General features: G+C 35.0%; 20 protein-coding genes and 1 pseudogene. 8 read left to right on the top strand and 13 right to left on the bottom strand.

Going from position 1 to position 18049, the window contains the following annotated elements; all coding sequences use genetic code 11:
• Positions 1-13 precede the first annotated feature (13 nt).
• Together ACFVR1_RS18875 and ACFVR1_RS18870 are read left to right on the top strand one after the other, a co-directional pair.
• Positions 14-991, top strand: coding sequence for an LCP family protein (locus tag ACFVR1_RS18875; protein ID WP_387586232.1), 978 nt, complete (start codon positions 14-16; stop codon positions 989-991).
• Positions 992-996: 5 nt separating this feature from the next.
• The gene (locus ACFVR1_RS18870) at positions 997-1542 is read left to right on the top strand and encodes a phosphatase PAP2 family protein (protein ID WP_387586231.1); all 546 of its coding nucleotides are present in this window, start codon (positions 997-999) and stop codon (positions 1540-1542) included.
• A 303-nt stretch (positions 1543-1845) separates the two neighbouring features.
• Here the strand turns inward: ACFVR1_RS18870 and ACFVR1_RS18865 are convergent, their stop codons facing one another.
• Positions 1846-2826, bottom strand: coding sequence for a glutaminase (locus ACFVR1_RS18865; RefSeq protein WP_387586261.1), 981 nt, complete (start codon positions 2824-2826; stop codon positions 1846-1848).
• Positions 2827-3248: 422 nt separating this feature from the next.
• Here ACFVR1_RS18865 and ACFVR1_RS18860 point away from each other — a divergent pair, with 422 nt between their 5' ends.
• Together ACFVR1_RS18860 and ACFVR1_RS18855 are read left to right on the top strand one after the other, a co-directional pair.
• Positions 3249-4106, top strand: coding sequence for a PhzF family phenazine biosynthesis protein (locus ACFVR1_RS18860; RefSeq protein ID WP_387586230.1), 858 nt, complete (start codon positions 3249-3251; stop codon positions 4104-4106).
• A 122-nt stretch (positions 4107-4228) separates the two neighbouring features.
• A pseudogene (locus tag ACFVR1_RS18855) lies at positions 4229-4579 on the top strand (transposase); the annotation flags it as partial.
• 121 nt (positions 4580-4700) lie between these two features.
• Here the strand turns inward: ACFVR1_RS18855 and ACFVR1_RS18850 are convergent.
• Positions 4701-4910: a hypothetical protein gene (locus tag ACFVR1_RS18850; RefSeq protein WP_387586229.1), complete on the bottom strand. Its 210-nt coding sequence runs from the start codon at positions 4908-4910 to the stop codon at positions 4701-4703.
• A 175-nt stretch (positions 4911-5085) separates the two neighbouring features.
• Positions 5086-6210 carry an NADH-dependent flavin oxidoreductase gene (locus tag ACFVR1_RS18845; RefSeq protein ID WP_387586228.1) on the bottom strand — a complete coding sequence of 375 codons (1125 nt, stop codon included), beginning with the start codon at positions 6208-6210 and terminating at the stop codon, positions 5086-5088.
• Positions 6211-6384: 174 nt separating this feature from the next.
• On the opposite strand from ACFVR1_RS18845, the gene ACFVR1_RS18840 reads away from it, so the two are divergent.
• A complete protein-coding gene (locus ACFVR1_RS18840; RefSeq protein ID WP_387586227.1) occupies positions 6385-6873 on the top strand; it encodes an Hsp20/alpha crystallin family protein in 489 nt (162 codons plus the stop codon).
• A gap of 104 nt (positions 6874-6977) precedes the next feature.
• On the opposite strand, the gene ACFVR1_RS18835 is transcribed toward ACFVR1_RS18840, so the two are convergent.
• The 4 genes from ACFVR1_RS18835 to ACFVR1_RS18820 all read right to left on the bottom strand — a co-directional run bounded on the left by ACFVR1_RS18835 (position 6978) and on the right by ACFVR1_RS18820 (position 8745).
• A complete protein-coding gene (locus tag ACFVR1_RS18835) occupies positions 6978-7454 on the bottom strand; it encodes an MgtC/SapB family protein (RefSeq protein ID WP_387586226.1) in 477 nt (158 codons plus the stop codon).
• Positions 7455-7556: 102 nt separating this feature from the next.
• Entirely contained in the window at positions 7557-7877 is a 321-nt protein-coding gene (locus ACFVR1_RS18830; RefSeq protein WP_387586225.1) for a DinB family protein, read from the bottom strand.
• A gap of 43 nt (positions 7878-7920) precedes the next feature.
• Positions 7921-8052, bottom strand: coding sequence for a DUF3953 domain-containing protein (locus ACFVR1_RS18825; protein WP_387586224.1), 132 nt, complete (start codon positions 8050-8052; stop codon positions 7921-7923).
• Between the two features lie 156 nt (positions 8053-8208).
• A complete protein-coding gene (locus ACFVR1_RS18820; protein WP_387586223.1) occupies positions 8209-8745 on the bottom strand; it encodes a GNAT family N-acetyltransferase in 537 nt (178 codons plus the stop codon).
• Between the two features lie 198 nt (positions 8746-8943).
• Here ACFVR1_RS18820 and ACFVR1_RS18815 point away from each other — a divergent pair, with 198 nt between their 5' ends.
• Complete coding sequence (locus ACFVR1_RS18815; RefSeq protein ID WP_387586221.1) at positions 8944-9270, top strand: antibiotic biosynthesis monooxygenase family protein; 327 nt, start codon at positions 8944-8946, stop codon at positions 9268-9270.
• 93 nt (positions 9271-9363) lie between these two features.
• On the opposite strand, the gene ACFVR1_RS18810 is transcribed toward ACFVR1_RS18815, so the two are convergent.
• Positions 9364-9714 carry a VOC family protein gene (locus tag ACFVR1_RS18810; RefSeq protein WP_387586220.1) on the bottom strand — a complete coding sequence of 117 codons (351 nt, stop codon included), beginning with the start codon at positions 9712-9714 and terminating at the stop codon, positions 9364-9366.
• 312 nt (positions 9715-10026) lie between these two features.
• On the opposite strand from ACFVR1_RS18810, the gene ACFVR1_RS18805 reads away from it, so the two are divergent.
• On the top strand, positions 10027-13059 hold the full coding sequence (locus ACFVR1_RS18805) for an efflux RND transporter permease subunit (protein ID WP_387586218.1): 3033 nt from the start codon (positions 10027-10029) through the stop codon (positions 13057-13059).
• Positions 13060-13725: 666 nt separating this feature from the next.
• Positions 13726-14574: a YitT family protein gene (locus ACFVR1_RS18800; RefSeq protein WP_387586216.1), complete on the top strand. Its 849-nt coding sequence runs from the start codon at positions 13726-13728 to the stop codon at positions 14572-14574.
• A gap of 327 nt (positions 14575-14901) precedes the next feature.
• Here the strand turns inward: ACFVR1_RS18800 and ACFVR1_RS18795 are convergent, their stop codons facing one another.
• From ACFVR1_RS18795 to ACFVR1_RS18775, 5 genes are all read right to left on the bottom strand, one after another.
• The gene (locus ACFVR1_RS18795; RefSeq protein WP_387586214.1) at positions 14902-15318 is read right to left on the bottom strand and encodes a VOC family protein; all 417 of its coding nucleotides are present in this window, start codon (positions 15316-15318) and stop codon (positions 14902-14904) included.
• Positions 15319-15388: 70 nt separating this feature from the next.
• Entirely contained in the window at positions 15389-16465 is a 1077-nt protein-coding gene (locus ACFVR1_RS18790) for a phosphotransferase enzyme family protein (protein ID WP_387586213.1), read from the bottom strand.
• Between the two features lie 481 nt (positions 16466-16946).
• The gene (locus tag ACFVR1_RS18785; protein WP_387586260.1) at positions 16947-17336 is read right to left on the bottom strand and encodes a GNAT family N-acetyltransferase; all 390 of its coding nucleotides are present in this window, start codon (positions 17334-17336) and stop codon (positions 16947-16949) included.
• A gap of 104 nt (positions 17337-17440) precedes the next feature.
• Complete coding sequence (locus tag ACFVR1_RS18780) at positions 17441-17779, bottom strand: hypothetical protein (RefSeq protein ID WP_387586211.1); 339 nt, start codon at positions 17777-17779, stop codon at positions 17441-17443.
• An 81-nt stretch (positions 17780-17860) separates the two neighbouring features.
• Positions 17861-18049 (bottom strand): hypothetical protein (locus ACFVR1_RS18775; protein ID WP_387586209.1); only part of this gene is annotated, 189 nt, incomplete at its 5' end.

Here is an 18049-nt window from a genome sequence, read left to right as displayed (position 1 = left end):
GGCGGTACTAGTTATGGAGAAAAGAACAAAGAAAAAAAGAAAGTGTAAATGGCTAAGAAATACACAATTAATAGCTCTTTTATTAATCGTTCCTACAATCATATATTCAGTTTATCAATATAATAGTGGGCTAACAGAAGCTAGCGATGGTTTATATAAAGATGATGGAAAGACATTTGATTCATTTGAAGGTCCAGAACCCCAATTTGGAGAAATTAATATTTTGTTAATGGGTAGCGATGCTAGGCCAAATCGGGGAGGTCTTTCTGATACGCTAATGATTGCGCATTACAATCAAAAAACGCATAACTTAAAACTTGCTTCGATTATGCGAGACACATATGTGGAAGTTCCTGGTCATGGAAAACAAAAAATAAACGCTGCTTTTGCTTTTGGTGGCCCTGAACTTGTTCGAAAAACGATTTTGCAAAACTTTGATTTAGATATTAATTACTATGCTGTAGTTGACTTTCAAGGTTTTCCGAAAATTATTGATATTGTAGCTCCTAACGGAATTGATGTGGATATTCCTAATGAGATGAAGTATGGGATTGGTATGACTTTACATTCAGGCAAACAAACCTTACATGGGGATGAATTATTAGGATATGTGCGTTTTCGTCATGATTCTAAAAGCGATTTTGGCCGAGTAGAACGACAACAAGAAGTGTTATCAAAAGCTAAGGAACAAGCTATTTCTGTTCATAGCTTAGTTAGCCTTCCGAAGCTTCTTGGCATTGCAGACCCATACATTGATACGAATATAGATAAGAGAACGATACTTACAATTGGAAAAGGTTTACTTATTGGAAAAGGACAGCAAATGGAAACATTACGTATACCCGTTAAAGATTCCTTTAAAGATGAACGTGTAAACGTTGGTTCTGTCCTAAGTATTGATTTTGACAAAAACAAACAAGCATTGCATGAATTCCTTTCAGGGGATGGAGAAAGTGCAACAGAGACAGATCTTGTTTTCCCTAAGGAGTGAGAGATATGCATCTAGATTTTCAACTTTTTGAATTAATTAATCAGTTTGCTGGAAAAAATAATTTACTAGATCAAACAGTCATTTTATTTTCAAAATATGGTCTAATCTTACTTGGTTTAGCGTTATTATGGTTATGGTTTACAAAAACAGGAGATAAACAGGAAAACAGAAAAATTGTTTTGTTAGCATTTACGATTGCCGTTATAGCGCTTGGGATAGACAAATTAATTGAAATAACCTATTTTCGTCCTCGTCCATTTGTAAATCATGCAGTTACATTACTTGTTCAGAAATCTAATTTAGATCCTTCATTTCCGAGTAATCATTCTGCAGGATCTTTTGCTTTGGCATTCGCAATCTTTTGGAAACGAAAAAAAATGGGAACCATGCTCTTAACTTTTGCCTTCTTCATGGCTATTTCAAGAATTTATCTCGGTGTACATTACCCACTTGATGTGATGGCCGGTGCAATAATAGCGTTAGCTGTTACCTATATGGTCTTATGGCAACAAAGACTTCTTGAACCAATCTATAAATTTCTATCCTCATAGCGATAGCTGGGTTAAATCTTCTTGTTAGTACTACTCACTTAATGGATTGTAGTGAAAGGTGGCGACTCCAGTCGGAGGCCAACAGGATGTTGGTCACGAAGGCGTTGCCACACGATGTTGCGCTCTTAGCCTTTGTTCCTCTGTGAGACAGATGAGCCATTACAACGAACGCGTAGCGGCGGTAATTGCTCATCGCTCCCCCTGCAGAAAGTGTCCACCTAAACCGAAATCCGCGGTATTATTTTTTTAAAGTACTATGAACACTGGTTTAGCAGGACGATAATGCTTATACATTCTGATATTTTAAAAAATACTCAAATCCCATGACTCAGCTATCTTTTTTAATAACATAACACCTGCCACACTACTTCCATATTCATCTATAGCCGGTCCATAAATGCCTATGCCGCATCCTTCTTGTAAAGGAAAGACCTCACTTTTCACACGTGGTGGAACAGCAGCCATGATGCCGCCAGAAACTCCTGTCTTTGCAGGTACACCAATAAAAGCTGCAAATTTACCCGAAGCATTATAAACCCCACAAGTCAGCATTAAACTTTTGGCTAATCTAGCTACATCTTTAGGAAGGATTTGTTCCTTTCGAATTGGATGATAGCCATCATGTGCCAAAACTAATCCTATTAAAGCAATGTCTTCCGTTGTTACTTCTAGAGAACATTGTTTCAAATATACCTCTAAAGCTTCCTCAACCTCTATTTCTAAAAACCCTGTTTCTTTCAAATAATAAGCTAAAGCTCTATTTCTATTTGCCGTTTGCCATTCAGAGAGGAACACTTCCTCATTTAATACTGGTCGTTTCCCCACCATTTTCTCCATTAAATCGATTATAGATTCTAATTTCTTTTGTGGGGTATCTCCAGGAAGAATAGAGGATACTGTAATTGCCCCAGCATTAATCATCGGATTAAACGGCTTTCCTGGCTTATGCATTTCTAATCGAATGATCGAGTTAAATGGATCTCCAGTCGGTTCTAAATCTACTCTATCTAATACATAAGGAATACCATGGTGCATACAAGCAGCGATAAAGCTGATTACTTTGGAAATGCTTTGCAAAGTAAAAGGAACGTCACAATTTCCAGCTTTTATAATGGTTCCATTTGGCCCGATAATAGAGATGCCTAAATGTGATGAGTCTGCCATTTCTAAAGCTGGAATGTATGATGCATTTTTTCCTTCTGAAGTAAATGCACGATAATAGGTTACCCATTCATCTATTCTATCCATTAGTTGATTATTTAGTTCAACATTTGAACTATCCATTGTTTGTTCCATACTCTCCATCCCTCTACTATAAAATTACTACTTTAAAATTATTTATTGATTCTATTTGCTTAATATAGAATAGAACAAGATTGAAATAAATACTACACATATTATTTGTATGACCCTCTTAACCTATACTGTTAATTTTCATAATACACGGAAGCTTTCTATCCTAGCGATCCGCGATACCTGCGTACACTTTTCCCGCTCGAGTTGCAGCCTCTCATACAATCAATAAGAGGTACAATTACCGATTCTAATCGGTAATTGTACCTCTCAGACTGTAGACAAACTATTTTTGGAGAGTTCAGATGCTAAAAAATAGTTTGTCTCTCGCTTTATGCTAAATTTATCCAACAACATTTATACGTAGTGCTTCTATGCTACAATTTACTATAAGTGAGGAAGGAAGGTGTCTTATGAAAATATCCGTTTATGTTGCAAGTGCATTTAGCAAGGATCATAAAGGCGGAAATAAAGCAGGAGTGGTATTTATTGAGAATACATTGACCACTACTCAAAAAATGGCAATAGCCAAACAACTGGGCTATGCGGAAACCGCATTTATATCAGAATCTGAAATTGCTGATTATAAATTTGAGTATTTTACACCAAAAGAAGAAGTTGATTTATGTGGTCATGCCACAATTGGCTCTTTCGCGATACTGATGCATTTAAATAAACTTTTCAGGAATCGCTATACGATTGAAACGAACAGCGGTGTTCTTACTATTACCATAAAAGATGACATCATATTCATGGAACAAAACAAACCGATATTCTATGATGTTGTATCTCCAAACGAGTTCATCGACTGTTTTGACATTAAAGCTATAGACAATAAATACCCAATTCAAATTGTCTCCACGGGCCTAAAAGATATTTTAATTCCTATAAAAAGCGAAACACGATTACATGCACTGCAACCTAATTTTGAAAAAATTAAAGAAATCAGCAAATATTATAATGTTGTCGGGATGCATCTATATACTTTTAATGACAATCGAATTATATGCAGAAATTTTGCTCCACTATACGACATCAATGAAGAAGCAGCGACTGGAACTTCAAACGGTGCATTAGCTTGCTACCTTTATGAACAGCACAACTTGCAAAAAGAAGTCTATGTATTTGAACAAGGTTATTCTTTAAACTCGCCTTCCGAAATATTAGTTAAATTAGCAACCAATAGCAAGAATAAAATAGAAAAAGTTTATGTTGGCGGCAAAGGCTATTACTGTGAAACTAAGTGTTTAAATGTAGAAAATTTTGAGTGAAAATAAAAAAATACCGAATAAAAAGGTTGAGAAAATAATTTCTCAACCTCAGAGACTGTAGACAAAGTATCTGATTATTCGATACTTTGTCTTTTTTTCTTGGTAAAATGGAGCTGATTTAGATGTTGAAAAAACAAGATATGAGTAAACGAGATCAAATTGGTTTTTATTCTTTAGATGATCTAGTTCCACAGGAACATTTGTTAAGAGATATTGATAAGTATGTTGATTTCAATTTTATTTATGAATTAGTAGAAGATAAATATGATGAAAGTAATGGTAGACCTAGCTTAGATCCAGTTTTATTAATCAAGTTACCATTAATTCAATATTTATATGGTATTAAGAGTATGAGGCAAACAATTAAAGACATAGAGGTTAATGTGGATTTCCGTTGGTTTTTAGGATTGGATATAAAAGATTCAGTTCCTCATTTTTCAATCTTTGGTAAAAATTATTCAAGAAGATTTGAACAATGTGTTTGTCTTCAATCTGAGAGCTACAATTACCGCTTCTAATCGGTAATTGTAGCTCTTTTACAAAATGCTCTCTTGTATTTATCTTTATAAACGATATTTCTAATGTAGAGATAATTTAACGAGATGTTCTAGGTACTAAACAATCTGGACAACTTCTTTGATTGCTTCCTTTAAATTTAGTGAAAGTTTTTTCAAAATTATTTCCGCAAGAACATTTAAAGAGTAGTTTTTGCGAATAACCAATATATTCGTTCGAGAGTAATTCACTGTCTGAATTCTTCTTGACATACTCACGGATATTTTCAATGGTCCATTTTTTATTCATATTAACACCTCCGTTAGTGTTTCCGAATTCTTACTATATGACGTTTCGGATACCTTCATTTCAATTAGGTTCATAACTTCCTAAACCAATAAACAATCTATTATACCATTATTTCAATTTAATTTTATACCTTTTCCAGGTGTCCGCCACACATTTAGATCTATTCAAATGTGAATTAATCTTCTACCGGCAACCAACCTTTTACATTCATTAGACGTTGCCATAATGGGTCAGGGATTACTAATTTCTGTTGGTCTTTTTTAGATAGAGTTGTACGTATTTGGTCTTCCCTACCAGCTTCCACTTTTTCAATCCATTTCGGTTCCATGAGCATTTCTCGGCCTAATGCTATTAAAGGGACTCCAGTTTCTAATGCTTCTACTACTTCATCTGGTGTATGAAGTGAACCCACTCCTACCGTAGGAACACGACTACCAACTTTTTCTTGAATTTTAATAATCCTAGATTCGGATTCACCTTTGTCACGGAAGGAACCATTCCAGAAATGCATAACAGATACATGCAAGTAATCGAGTGCTTGATCTGCTAGTCTATCTACAAATTGAAGCGTATCATCTAACGAAATCCCAGGATTTGTACCTTCTTCAGGGGATATACGATACCCTACAATAAATGGTGATTTAGCATGTTCTGCAACTGACTTTTTTACAGAATCCACTACAGCTAACGGAAACTGCATTCTCTTTTCAAGTGACCCTCCCCAACGATCTTCTCTTCGATTGGAATGTGGAGAAAAGAATTGTTGTAACAGGTATGTATTTGCACCGTGAATTTCCACTCCGTCAAATCCTGCTTCAATTGCTCGTCTTGTAGCCTCACCAAATGCTTTAATAGTATTTTGTATTTCTACTTCTGTCATTTCTCTAGGTATTGGTGCCCCTTCCCTTTCTGCAGCGATAGCGCTTGCTGAAATAGGCTGCTCATCTGGTAATAACGATGGTGGTGATTGTCTACCTCCATGATAAATCTGCAAAATAGCTTTCGTTCCATTCGATTGAATCGTTTTAGCAAGTTTTTTTAGTCCAGAAATGAAAAAATCATCATCAATGCTGAATTGTCCAGGAAATCCTTTTCCATCTAAACTGACATAAGCACATGCTGTAATAAAAGCTCCGACACCTCCTGATCGCTCCTTATAATAAGCTAGCTCTTGTTCGGATACTTCACCATTTTCTAGGGAGGAATAATTGGTCATTGGTGCAATCATTATACGATTCTTAACTTCTATCCCTGAAGGAAAAGTAAAAGATTGAAAGATTTTTTCGTGTTTAGTATTCATTGTTGTCCTCCTATATTTTTTATATATGCAATTATTACGATACACTTTTTCAGTCCCTCGTGTCTTGTCGAAAGGTTCAGCCATATTTACTAAAGTAGAGAAATCGCCCACTACCATTTGTCCCTTCCTACATAATCTATTTCATGTATATCATTTATAAAAGGAGGATTAAAAATGACCTTTGGAAATGACAACCTCCCAAAGGAGAATAACCATCAGATCTTTAAAATGTCTGATATGGAATTTAAACCACTCTCACTATGGAATTTGATCAATGAGGTGGATTCCTATTTCAATCAATTCTTTAAGCAAATGAACACTCATCTTGCAGCTAATCCTCACTGGATAGACACGTATGAAACAGATTCAGAAGTGATAATTGAAGCAAAATTACCAGGCTACAATCGTAACCAGATTCAATTAGAGATCATCGGCAACAAGTTAAGAATTGGTATGGAGGACTCTATTCTTGAGGAAATCAATTACGAGACCCACACCGGAAGAAAACAATTTTTTCAACGAAGAGAGCACTTTATCCCGCTTCCATATGTAATTTCCGAAAAAGAAACAAAAGCCTCTTTTAATAATGAAATATTAAAAATCACCTTTCCCAAAAAGGACATCCAGCGAAGATTCCTTGCAATTGACGACAATCATAAGTAACTAGATGATCTACCTTCGCTTTTATATATATAAAAAGCTACAATGACCACTGACTGTGGTTAATGTAGCTTTTTACTTTATATCTAATACAATTTCTACTTGTCCTACTCCCCATCACTATCATCGCCTTCTTTATCTCTTGAAGGTAATATTCCCATTTTCTCTACGAATCTTGGTAAGTTCATAGCAACAAACATTAATATTACTGTAATAATTGCTAAATCATATTCCCCATAACCAATTGTTAAACCTACACAAGCAGTAATCCAAAGATTTGCAGCAGTAGTAAGACCCCGCTTCACATTATCTTTATCAACCCAAATTACACCAGCACCAAGAAATCCAATTCCGCTAATTACTTGAGCTGCTAAACGCATAGGATCCATGCTTGGTCCTTGGTTTAGCGTTGATAAGACCATTGCTAATGTCGATCCTAAACATACTAATATGTGAGTTCTAATGCCTGCTGGCTTGTTTTTTATAGCCCTTTCTAAGCCAATAAAAAAACCTATTAGTGTCGATGCAAATAATCGTATATATAAATCAAAATGTGAATCGAATAATGATGTAATAAAATTCATTTTGCACTTACTCCCCTATAGTGTCTTTTATTAAAGTGTACCCACAATTTAATACAAAGAAACCATAGTGAGAGTTATGCATTCCTTCAAAACAAATATTTATTATTCTACTTGGCTATGACCATTTTTCTGAATTAGTGAGATCTGACCAGCATGAATACCCGTATGGTACATTAGTCTTCCAACCGCCTCTAGAGGTGTTGATGCTCCAATAGGAGATTCCATATTTTTATGCCAATCTTCTTCGGATAGTTCGCTCATTGCTTCTAAGAGATGTTCATTTGAAGCTGAAAGTAGTTCAACTAGCTCTGCAAGATTTGTGAAAGATGGCTCTGCTATCTCTAGTACTAGTTCATTATTTCGACAAAGAATATTTTCTTTCTTATTTGCACTATTGATTGGAGCGGGAGGCGGCTTATTCATAAAAAAAAGCGTTGATCCCTTCTGGGACAACGCATACGAAAGCTTAAAAAGTATAAATTGCGACAAAAAGTGCAAATGACGCTACAAGGATAGAAATTATCCCACTTGTTTTCCGTTTTGCTTGTAGTTCCAAAATCCCCGTAACCAACATAAATACACCTAAGAACAACAGCATATATGACTGGAACTCAAAGTTTTTAGTAATTAGACCATAACCTGCAATTGCAATACCAATAACTGCCGATATAACTCTTAATATTTTTATGAGTGTTCATCCTTTCTAATATAAGGCAGTAAAGTTCAATCTCACATGCATTATCAAAATAGAATATTATTTAATATACTCTATCAACCAGCAATCTTGATATGTACCTTCGTGAAGTTCGTTTTTGGGTAGAAGTTTAACCTTTTTAAATCCACATTTTTCATAGCAGTGAATCGCTCTTTCGTTTTTCGTTTGTGGATCCATTACTACTCTGTCTGCTTGTTTTTGTTCTACTAAAAACTCCACCATAGCTTTGACTAATAGTGTGCCAATACCTCTGTTCCAAAAATCAACTTCCCCTATAAATTGGTCTGTCCCATAAATAACATCAGGTACATCTGCATAACCATATAACTCTCTCGCATCAGGATCTATTTCATAATATTGTATATATCCAATTGGATGTTTTTCATACTCAACTATACATCTCACTTCACCTTCTTCACGGTTGTAAAACGTCTCCTTTACTTTATCTATGTCAAAAGCATTGTCTCTTCCCTCATAAAATTCTAAAACAACAGGATTAGAAAGCCATTTGGCTAACAAAGAACTATCCTTCTGTTCTAATTGACGAACAACTAACTTCTCATTTTGTAATAACATCTATATCTCTCCTAACCTTTTACTTATCAATTTATTTCGTCATTAAAATACAAAATCCTCTATTAGAGATGTCCAATATTCTGTTGACATCCCTAATAATAAAGCTGATTATTTAATCTAGTAATAACTTTCTACAGCTTTATGCATAATTCTTATTAAACATGAAATATACTTATATTTTTGATTGGAGATTAAAATATGACCATTACTTCAAATGCTCCTCAACCACCGTACTATGCAGTAATCTTTTCTTCACAACGTACTGAAGGTGATAACGGATATGGCAGAATGGCACAAAAAATGGAGGAGTTAGCTTATAAGGAACCAGGTTTTTTAGGTATTGAGAGCGCTAGAGATAGTGAACTCGGGATTACTGTTTCTTATTGGGAATCCTTAGACGCAATAAAGACATGGAAAGAAAATTCTGCTCACAAAGTAGCTCAAAATAAAGGAAAAGAAGAATGGTATAAGAACTACTCAGTAAAAATTTGCAAAGTAGAGAGAGCCTACTCTTTCGAGATGTAATAATGCTTGTACTAAAATGTGCGTTTCTAAAATAGATAGAAACGCACATGAAATAACTCTCCCACTCCCTAACCATCAGCTCACCTACTAGATTCATTCCCAATAACAAATTTGCAGTTTGTTTCCATCCAGATCACAAAAGTTAAAAAAAGTATTTAATCCATCCTTTTGTATCTCCGTTACTTTGACTCCATTTTCAGTCAGAACATTGAAAGTGTGCTCAATATTCGAAGAAAAGAATATGGGATACGCTGTGTTTTCATTCGTCTCGGTACTGCCTTTTTCTAGTGTCAGTGGTACCCCACTCGTTCCGACACTTAAAATGACATAATGATTTTCTTTATACTGCTCCTGTAGTCCCAACACTTCTTGATACCATTGGCTTACTTTGTTAACGTCACTCACTTTCAAACAAACTGTATCTATTCTTTCGACTAAGTTCATTTTTTAGTCCCCCTTTACATATGTTCTTACTTTGATTCTAGAAAAAATTTCTAATCCCTTCTTTACATTTCATAACAAATTAAACTCAACAGTTAGCTATTAGTAAGTCTTAGGTCTTAGAAAAATATAATTCTAAGGATCAATGCGGAATATGTTGCCATTTTTTACAATGAAGAGGCAACTTAAACGTTGAAGGAAGGGAGTACATATTCTGGATTAAAATTTTTTGAAGTTGGTAAGCGGTACGTGTTTCATTTTGCATTTATTTTCATTTTTATATCAAACTTTTGAATTTTTAGGAGGAGTGTTATTATGTCGAGTTTTACTAAGTGGGCTTTTGGTAACAAAGCAGCTGTTACTGTATTGACCATTTTAATATTAGTTATAGGTGTGGTCAGTTATTTTAAACTACCAATGGAATTTTTACCCTCAGCGGACAATCCGCAAGTAACAATCATTTCAATGGGTCAAGGTACAGATTCCAAAACGATGGAATCAGAAGTGACCATTCCCATTGAAAGAGCCGTTAGAGGAATGAATGGTAAAACATCCGTCTATTCTACAACCGGTGACGGATTTTCCAAAGTGGATCTATTCTTTGAGTCAGGGTACGATATGAAAAAAGGAAAACAGGATGTACAAGATGCATTAAGCAATCTGACTTTGCCTGTATATATTTCCAAACCAATAATTTCACAGCTCAATACTTCTATGATTCCAATTGCTAACATTGCCGTCACCTTTGAAGATGGTTTGACCACAGAAAATATGGATTTTGCTCGTGAAGAGCTTCTGTCTCGTTATCAAGAAATCAAAGGGATATCTAATGTCGATGTATATGGGATCACTGATTCGATTATTTCCATTAAGATTGATGATGAAAAATTAGCTGAAAAGCAGATTCCTCTTCAAGCAGTTATGGGTATTCTTCATGGTCAAAACACCGCTGTTTCAGTTGGTGAAAAGATAATAGATGGAAAAACAAGTAATATTAAAGTAATCGGTGATGTAACAAGCATGGCAAAACTGAAAGGATTAACTGTTGCACCAAATGTAAAGCTTGAAGATATTGCAACCATTAAAGAAACAAAAGATGCGAATTTCATAAACCGATTCAATGGAAAGGATAGCTTAGAAATTAGCATCACGAAGGATAGTCACTCAAATGCAGTAACGATTAGCAAAGATGTGGAAAAAGTGACAAATGCTATCAATAAAAAGTATAAACAGCAGGAATCTGTACTTTACATTTCTTCTGCTGATCTTGTCAAAAATTCTGTTCAAACGATGATAAAGGAAGTACTTATTGGGGCATTATTTGCAACAATTGTCATTATGATTTTCCTACGAAATATTCGTACTACATTTATAACTATTGTATCGATTCCTTTATCACTTTGCTTCACCCTAATACTACTATCATGGTCTGGTGTGACTTTAAATATATTAACACTTGGCGGTGTGGCTGTTGCAGTTGGTCGTCTAGTTGATGATAGTATCGTCGTAATCGAAAATATTTTCCGGAAAATGCAAACGGAGAAATTTTCAGCTCAAATGATTATTGAAGCCACGAAGCAGGTTGGAGTAGCTATTACTGCCTCTACATTAACGACAGTAGCCGTTTTCTTACCAATGAGTTTATTAAATGGCGGACTTCAAGAATTTCTTTTACCATTCGCTTTAACCGTTACGTATTCTTTACTTGCCTCTTTGATTGTCGCGTTAACTGTCGTTCCGATCATGAGTGCAGGCTTATTAAAGAATACTAAGCTTCCTGAACATAAACCAGTTGTTAGGTTTCCAAAAATAGTTACATGGTCATTAAATCACAAATGGATTATCTTCTCGATTTCCATCTTCCTGTTTATCGGATCCATCGGTGCCTACTTTATCGTTCCAAAAGGGGCCGTTGACAGCTCTTCGGCTGACTTTGTGATGGCTACTTTGAATTACCCGAATGATACACCAATAGAAGAAGTGAAGGAAAAGACAACTGAACTTGAAACATCTATTCTAGCAATGGATAAAGTTAAATATGTATTTTATCAAGTTGGTTCTCCATCAGAAGCAGCGCAATATGGTGAGGTTGGATCACCGACAGAAGCAAGCTTCCATATTTTATTGGACGATAAAAAAGATACAGACTTGATTGTAAAAGAACTAGAAAAGAAAAAGGATCAATATCCTGATGCACTTTTAGAAGTAAGTACTGCTTCCTTTATGATGGGAGGAGCAAGTACAAATATTACCATTGATGTAGTCGGTGAAAATGTAGCGGACCTCGAAAAAGTGGCAACAACTATTAAAGAAAAAGTACAAAATATTGATGGTGTAGAAGAAGTAGAGACCAATCAAGATAAAAAGAAAACCGTATACTCCCTTGTTGTAGATCCAACAAAAGGAAACACGGAGCAAATTGCACAACAGTTAGGTGTGATGTTAAATAAAACACCAATCGGTAGCATTAAACTAAATGACAAACAAAAAATGGTATACCTAGAACCTGTACTGGATACAAAAACACCAAAAGACTTGAAAAACATCCAAGTCATTACTGAAACTGGACTTGTCCCTGTTTCTTCTATTGCAAATTTACAAAGTGAAGAGCGTTCAACCAATCAGTTCCATAAAGATGGGAATGCATATCTTCGTGTTACTGCTTCCGTAGATCCTACGAAGCTATCAGAAATATCGAATAAGGTAAATGTAGAGATTTTCGGCGATAAAAAAGACAAGAAAGCCATGGATATACCTAAAAATGTGGAGGTTCTAATTGGAGGATCAAGTAGCCAACAAGCAGAAGATTTTACCGATCTATTTCTCACTATGCTTGTTTCCATCGGAATTGTATTTTTAATAATGGTCATCACATTTAAGTCGATTAAAGCACCGATAGCTATTCTTTGCTCCCTACCACTAGCTGCAATTGGCGCTATTTTAGGAATTCTTATCAGTGGAATTCCAGTTGATATCACAGCACTTTTAGGAGCATTAATGCTAATCGGTATCGTTGTAACAAATGCGATCGTACTTTTAGACCGAGTAAAACAAAATGAACGAAAAATGATCATTCGCGAGGCACTCATCGAAGCAACAGCAACAAGAATGAGACCAATCTTCATGACCGCAATCGCAACCATCTGTGCGATGCTTCCACTATTACTAAAACAAGCAGAAACAGGAAGCTTAGTATCTCAAAGTCTTGCTATTGTAGTTATCGGTGGTTTAGCTATGGCAACCTTGCTTACGCTAATAGTCATTCCATGTATTTATGAATTACTTTATTTTAGGAAGTCTAAAAAACAGAGAATGAATCAAGCGACTGAGCAAGATGGTTCAGTATAATTAAAAACTTTTAAAATATATAAAGAAACCAGATTTTTATAATCTGGTTTCTTTATATTGTTCTTGAGTCTTTTCACACTTTGCCCATAAAGTGACCTAATCGGATGACATTAGCCCCTACCGATTCCATTTGCCCCTAAAGTAGCGCTATAAGCCCATAAAGTGTGGCTATCCGCACCTAAACGGATGGTATAAGCCCCTACCAATTTCATAAACCCATTTAGTAGTTCCCTGGGACAGAAACAAACATGAAAATTACAATATTCACGTTTGTTTGAACTAACATGAATATTTCTAACACACAATAGCTGTTTAAATCTTTAACACAATCAAAAATGCACTGTCCCATAATTGTTATATTTAAACTAACAATTATAGAGCAGTGTATTTTTATTACGAATTAGTGCTTGATTATTTTATATGCTCCTTCAATCATGAAAGTTTCTGATACAGGAGGTTTCTAACAAATTCTTTCTGTTTTTTTAATTGTTTTAAGCTCAAATCTAAATCCCTCTTATGAAAAGAATCGATCACTTTTGTGTGGAATGTATAAGAAAATGATTGTAGATACAACATAGATGAATGGATGTTTTAGTTAAATTCTAAAGTCACTTAAATAATCGAAAAACAGAATCATCCACCATTCTTTTAAAGGAGTGCTTACATATGTCAATTACCGAGAAAAAAAGTACAACAATTGGTTTAGATCTTCTTTCAATAATTGTTGGTACATTTGTTTCTGCTGTTGCACTTAATATGTTGATCATTCCCTCAGGATTAATATCTGGTGGTTTAACTGGGATTGCTCAATTTATTCATCATTTTTACCCGATTAATGTTGGCGTATTTTATTTTATTTTAAATATCCCATTAATGATCCTTGCCTATAAATTACTAGGTACAAAATTTAGTATTTACACGATGATTGCCATCATTTTAATATCTGTTTTTTTGTATCTCTTGCCCGTTCAACATTTATGGACGAAAAATACTATGCTAGCTGCAATTTTTGGCGGGATACTTAATGGAATAGGATGTGGAATTGTTTTAAGAAGAGGTGGATCGCAAGGAGGGCTAGATATTCTGTCTAGAATTATTACGAAATATAAAAATGTTTCTATAGGAAAAGCCAGTTTAGTTGTAAATGTGCTGATTGTTATCGTTTCCGGTTTTATTTTTGGTAGTGAAGTTGCCTTATTCACAATTATTTCGATGTTTGCAACGATGAAAACTTATGAAATTATTTTAAGTCACGTCAATCGTGTATCTGTCCTTATCATTACTAATAGCGGCGAAGAAGTCAGTCATGAAATCAATTTAAATTTACACCGTGGAACAACTATGTGGGATGCAGCCGGTGGATTTACCCATGATCAAAAAACGGTCTTATTTTGTGTGACGGTAGTAGGGGAATTGACAACCTTGAAAAAAATTGTGAGACAAATCGATTCACATGCCTTCGTTAGCGTCATTTCAACTCAAAACGTTATTGGACGATTTCATCAGATATGGTGAAAATCATGATTAACTTAGGGTTGTAAAGTGAAAACGCCAGTATTCGAAATTAAATATGGATGAGGTAGCCATACCATTTGGAATTGAACTAACTTAATTAAACAAAAGGAGATTTATCCCATTTCGTGAGATGAATCGCCTTTTTGGTTCTGACTAATGTTGATATAAGATTTAAGAATCATGTAAGAGCCGTTACCAACAATGGGCAAATAGTCAGAAAAATTGAAGGCGGCTTCAGCAGCTCTAACTTACCGCTTTAGCTAAACAATTCAACAAAAAGAGCGTTAATTCAATAATGAACTAACGCTGTAACACCAAATTTTCTTATTACTTTACTCCATGCAATTCTTTAAAGGAAGGACTTAGTTCACTCCATACATCAAATAAATTTCCTTCTAAATCATAAAAAACAAAATTGTTTCCCGAATGTCCACGGTCTTCAATTTCACCTACACGGACTCCCTGCTCCTTAAGGAAATTATGGAATTCTATTAAACGATTATATCCATCTACTTCGAAAGTCATTGTAAAATGTTCTTTTCCATTAGAATCTGAAAATTTTGCAACCTCTCCTGGCTTAGCCTTTACAAGGAAGAAACTTTGATTGGCTAAATCTAAAATCGCCTTATCCTCATTTCGAAAATTTTCAACTGCTCCGAGTTTCTCTTGATACCAATTTGATGATTTTTCCGGATCTGTGACAGGTATATATGTAGTCCCTACTCTGTGAATAAACGTACTCATTATTTACACTCTCCCGTTTTAGTTTTTATTAAATCGCTCTTAAAATGTTACGATGCCTAAACCATATCCATCAAATATTTCGTTCCTCACACTCGAAAGGTTCTTCGCACGAGAAAACTTCATGGAAAAATCCCTTATACGGGATATCTTCTTCGAGACATTTTATGCTATATGACAACTCCTCATCGCACTTCAGCTCTTCACCGTTGTTCCGCATGACCTCGAATGCATCTATAATATTTTCCATGAGGGTAATTTGGATAAATAAGGACAAATTATTCAACATCGAATCTTCGAATTTGGTCTCAGATGTATATCCCTCGAGTACTGTTTTGAAATAATCATCCATAAAGTCTTTTCGTTTACCGGCATCTGGTTCGAATTGTATCCAGCCTAATCCGAGCGTCCAGACATTTGCCAAGTCATACATATACCAACAGAAACAAGAGTTATCGAAATCAAATACGGTGACTTGTCCTGTATCAAAGTCAATCATATAATTACCGTCATTGTAATCAAAATGTACCATACCGAAAGACTCAGAGTTCTTGTCCAACCCTTCTAAGGTTTTAAGGAGCTCTACCATCTTCTCCTTAAGCAGTGGTAACGTACCTGGTATCAGATTATCGATATACTCGACATTGTATTTATCAAAGAAACTATACCGGCGATGAACAGGTGCATAGCCTTTCGACAATTGGTGCAGCTTCCCGAGAACTTTACCGCAGTTATAATAGTATTCCGTAATAGGAACTCCTTCGCGATACTGATAATGATTTTCTACAAGCATTTTTCCCCTAGCCTTTTCGAACAGGCAGACAAAAAAGGTGTGATCATTATGAGTGATCTCTTCTAGTAAATTCCCCTTCCGGGAGCTGATCACATTCGAGACACTACCGCCATGCTCGAATAAATATTGGATATATTCAACTTCGCCCAACAGATCCTCTCGGCTCCTGTCATTTAAATAGGCGATTCTGAGTATTTTTGCACTAGCGCCGCCCTGTTTCTCACAGTTATAAACGACATTCCGCCCTCCGGCATGAGCATTAATTAGACTTGTTTCATAGCCTTCCAACTCGTACAACTCTGATACTAGTGGACTTAAATAAGCTTCGTATATTTCAGCAACTTCATTATGATTCATAATATCTCCTCCAACTGACTTCATTTTCACCCAAGGTGGGTGTTTGTCTATATTGCTATATTTCAAGGCTCATGATTAAGAAACTTAACTTATAAACTTACCTTCAGTAATTTCATTTAACCTTTTAACCAATAATTGCTCGGGTACTTTGTTAGTTCCCATTACAGATACGGCCATATTAATCGCCTGAATTACTTGACTTTCCGTAGCAGCAGCTGCTTTTTACCATTAAAACTTCTTTGTCCTCATTAATACAAATTGCTGCGGAACCAAACCATTCTTTCATCTTATCCCTCCAACTTCTTGTTCAACAAACCTTCTTGTTAGTTCAATATAAAAGTGCCTGTCCCAGCAGAAAGTAAGGCACCCTTAGAACACTTTCACTTTTGTTCAAAAGTTTACATGCTTTAACTTATTCTACACATTTCCAAAAAACCTTATTATTCCACTAAACTGCTGCATTAGTTGGAGAAGAAATGTTTCATTTTTTGTGCAATACATATTGAGACTTACTGAACTTAAAGTTATTTTTCTCGTAAAACGAAATTAAATCTTCTCCACAAAATAAGCTAATAGTATCAATATGAGAGAGTTCGTCCAACAATTTTGATACCAGTTTCGTTCCTATACCTGTATTTTGAAATTCATTATGTATAACTACATCTTCAATGTATGCCCTAAATTTCCCGTCTGAAACAGCTCTTGCGAACCCTATAAGATTATCGTCAATCCACGCACCAATTGATATATCTTTTTTTAACATTTTTTCAATATCTTGCTCTTTTCTTTCTTCCCACCAACCTGCATCTTTATAGAGCATCATTAGTTCAGTGCCTTTAAATGGTCTTTCAGAAAAACTTAAAAATTGCATATTCAAGTTGTCATCCCCCTTTGGCTTTTCATTAATTTTTCATTTATAGTATAGAACTGTCTTCTTCGACTAAACTGCTTCTCTAGTTGAACAAGGAGTTGATTTTAATTTAATGGACCATATAAATTTATAAATTCTCCAGTGTATGCGTCCATCTCAATAGTTGGTGCTTGACCATCGTATTTAATTGTAACTTCCCACTTCATTTTATTCGTTATTTGATTCCAATACCCTTGCTTTGAAGTGAGATTCACACTAATATTCTCAGGTGGGATTTCCTCTAAACCATTGAAGGATATTGAGTTTTTCCACTCTTCTGGTGGATTTAGCAAATATTTTTCTGCATTATGAATCGCTTCGCCTGTACTAATAATAGGTGCCTGGTATTTGAATAAAAAAAACATTAACATAATAACAACTAAACTTAATATTATTTTTTTCATATGAGTGTCTCCTTACAAAAATAACTGCTTATCTTTTCATATATATTTATTCTGTGGGGTTGTTCACTAAACTGAACTGTTTTATTCACTCCTGCTTATTGAGTTATTAAAAATGCTTAGCATGAATGTTAAACCTGCAACAATTTCAATCAAATTGGAGGTTAAAACTTTTACTAACCACATACCCCAAAACTCTTCTAATACACTTCGTTTATAGTCATTTAAAATATGAGCATTCAATGGAAGTCCTTGATCAACACGTTCATAAAC

Source organism: Psychrobacillus sp. NPDC058041, assembly GCF_042885655.1.
Lineage (GTDB): Bacteria > Bacillota > Bacilli > Bacillales_A > Planococcaceae > Psychrobacillus.
This window is presented reverse-complemented; position numbering and strand designations above follow the sequence as displayed.

Bases quoted from the DNA above. Each gene is read 5' to 3' on its own strand.
- ACFVR1_RS18835 (WP_387586226.1), bottom strand. From the start codon at position 7,454: ATGAATTTTATTACATCATTATTCGATTCACATTTTGATTTATATATA.
- ACFVR1_RS18780 (WP_387586211.1), bottom strand. From the start codon at position 17,779: ATGAAAAAAATAATATTAAGTTTAGTTGTTATTATGTTAATGTTTTTT.
- ACFVR1_RS18810 (WP_387586220.1), bottom strand. From the start codon at position 9,714: ATGAACTTAGTCGAAAGAATAGATACAGTTTGTTTGAAAGTGAGTGAC.
- ACFVR1_RS18870 (WP_387586231.1), top strand. From the start codon at position 997: ATGCATCTAGATTTTCAACTTTTTGAATTAATTAATCAGTTTGCTGGA.
- ACFVR1_RS18860 (WP_387586230.1), top strand. From the start codon at position 3,249: ATGAAAATATCCGTTTATGTTGCAAGTGCATTTAGCAAGGATCATAAA.
- ACFVR1_RS18865 (WP_387586261.1), bottom strand. From the start codon at position 2,826: ATGGATAGTTCAAATGTTGAACTAAATAATCAACTAATGGATAGAATA.
- ACFVR1_RS18795 (WP_387586214.1), bottom strand. From the start codon at position 15,318: ATGAGTACGTTTATTCACAGAGTAGGGACTACATATATACCTGTCACA.
- ACFVR1_RS18830 (WP_387586225.1), bottom strand. From the start codon at position 7,877: ATGAATAAGCCGCCTCCCGCTCCAATCAATAGTGCAAATAAGAAAGAA.
- ACFVR1_RS18845 (WP_387586228.1), bottom strand. From the start codon at position 6,210: ATGAATACTAAACACGAAAAAATCTTTCAATCTTTTACTTTTCCTTCA.
- ACFVR1_RS18785 (WP_387586260.1), bottom strand. From the start codon at position 17,336: ATGCAATTTTTAAGTTTTTCTGAAAGACCATTTAAAGGCACTGAACTA.
- ACFVR1_RS18825 (WP_387586224.1), bottom strand. From the start codon at position 8,052: ATGCTGTTGTTCTTAGGTGTATTTATGTTGGTTACGGGGATTTTGGAA.
- ACFVR1_RS18820 (WP_387586223.1), bottom strand. From the start codon at position 8,745: ATGTTATTACAAAATGAGAAGTTAGTTGTTCGTCAATTAGAACAGAAG.
- ACFVR1_RS18840 (WP_387586227.1), top strand. From the start codon at position 6,385: ATGACCTTTGGAAATGACAACCTCCCAAAGGAGAATAACCATCAGATC.
- ACFVR1_RS18850 (WP_387586229.1), bottom strand. From the start codon at position 4,910: ATGAATAAAAAATGGACCATTGAAAATATCCGTGAGTATGTCAAGAAG.
- ACFVR1_RS18815 (WP_387586221.1), top strand. From the start codon at position 8,944: ATGACCATTACTTCAAATGCTCCTCAACCACCGTACTATGCAGTAATC.
- ACFVR1_RS18800 (WP_387586216.1), top strand. From the start codon at position 13,726: ATGTCAATTACCGAGAAAAAAAGTACAACAATTGGTTTAGATCTTCTT.
- ACFVR1_RS18790 (WP_387586213.1), bottom strand. From the start codon at position 16,465: ATGAATCATAATGAAGTTGCTGAAATATACGAAGCTTATTTAAGTCCA.
- ACFVR1_RS18805 (WP_387586218.1), top strand. From the start codon at position 10,027: ATGTCGAGTTTTACTAAGTGGGCTTTTGGTAACAAAGCAGCTGTTACT.
- ACFVR1_RS18875 (WP_387586232.1), top strand. From the start codon at position 14: ATGGAGAAAAGAACAAAGAAAAAAAGAAAGTGTAAATGGCTAAGAAAT.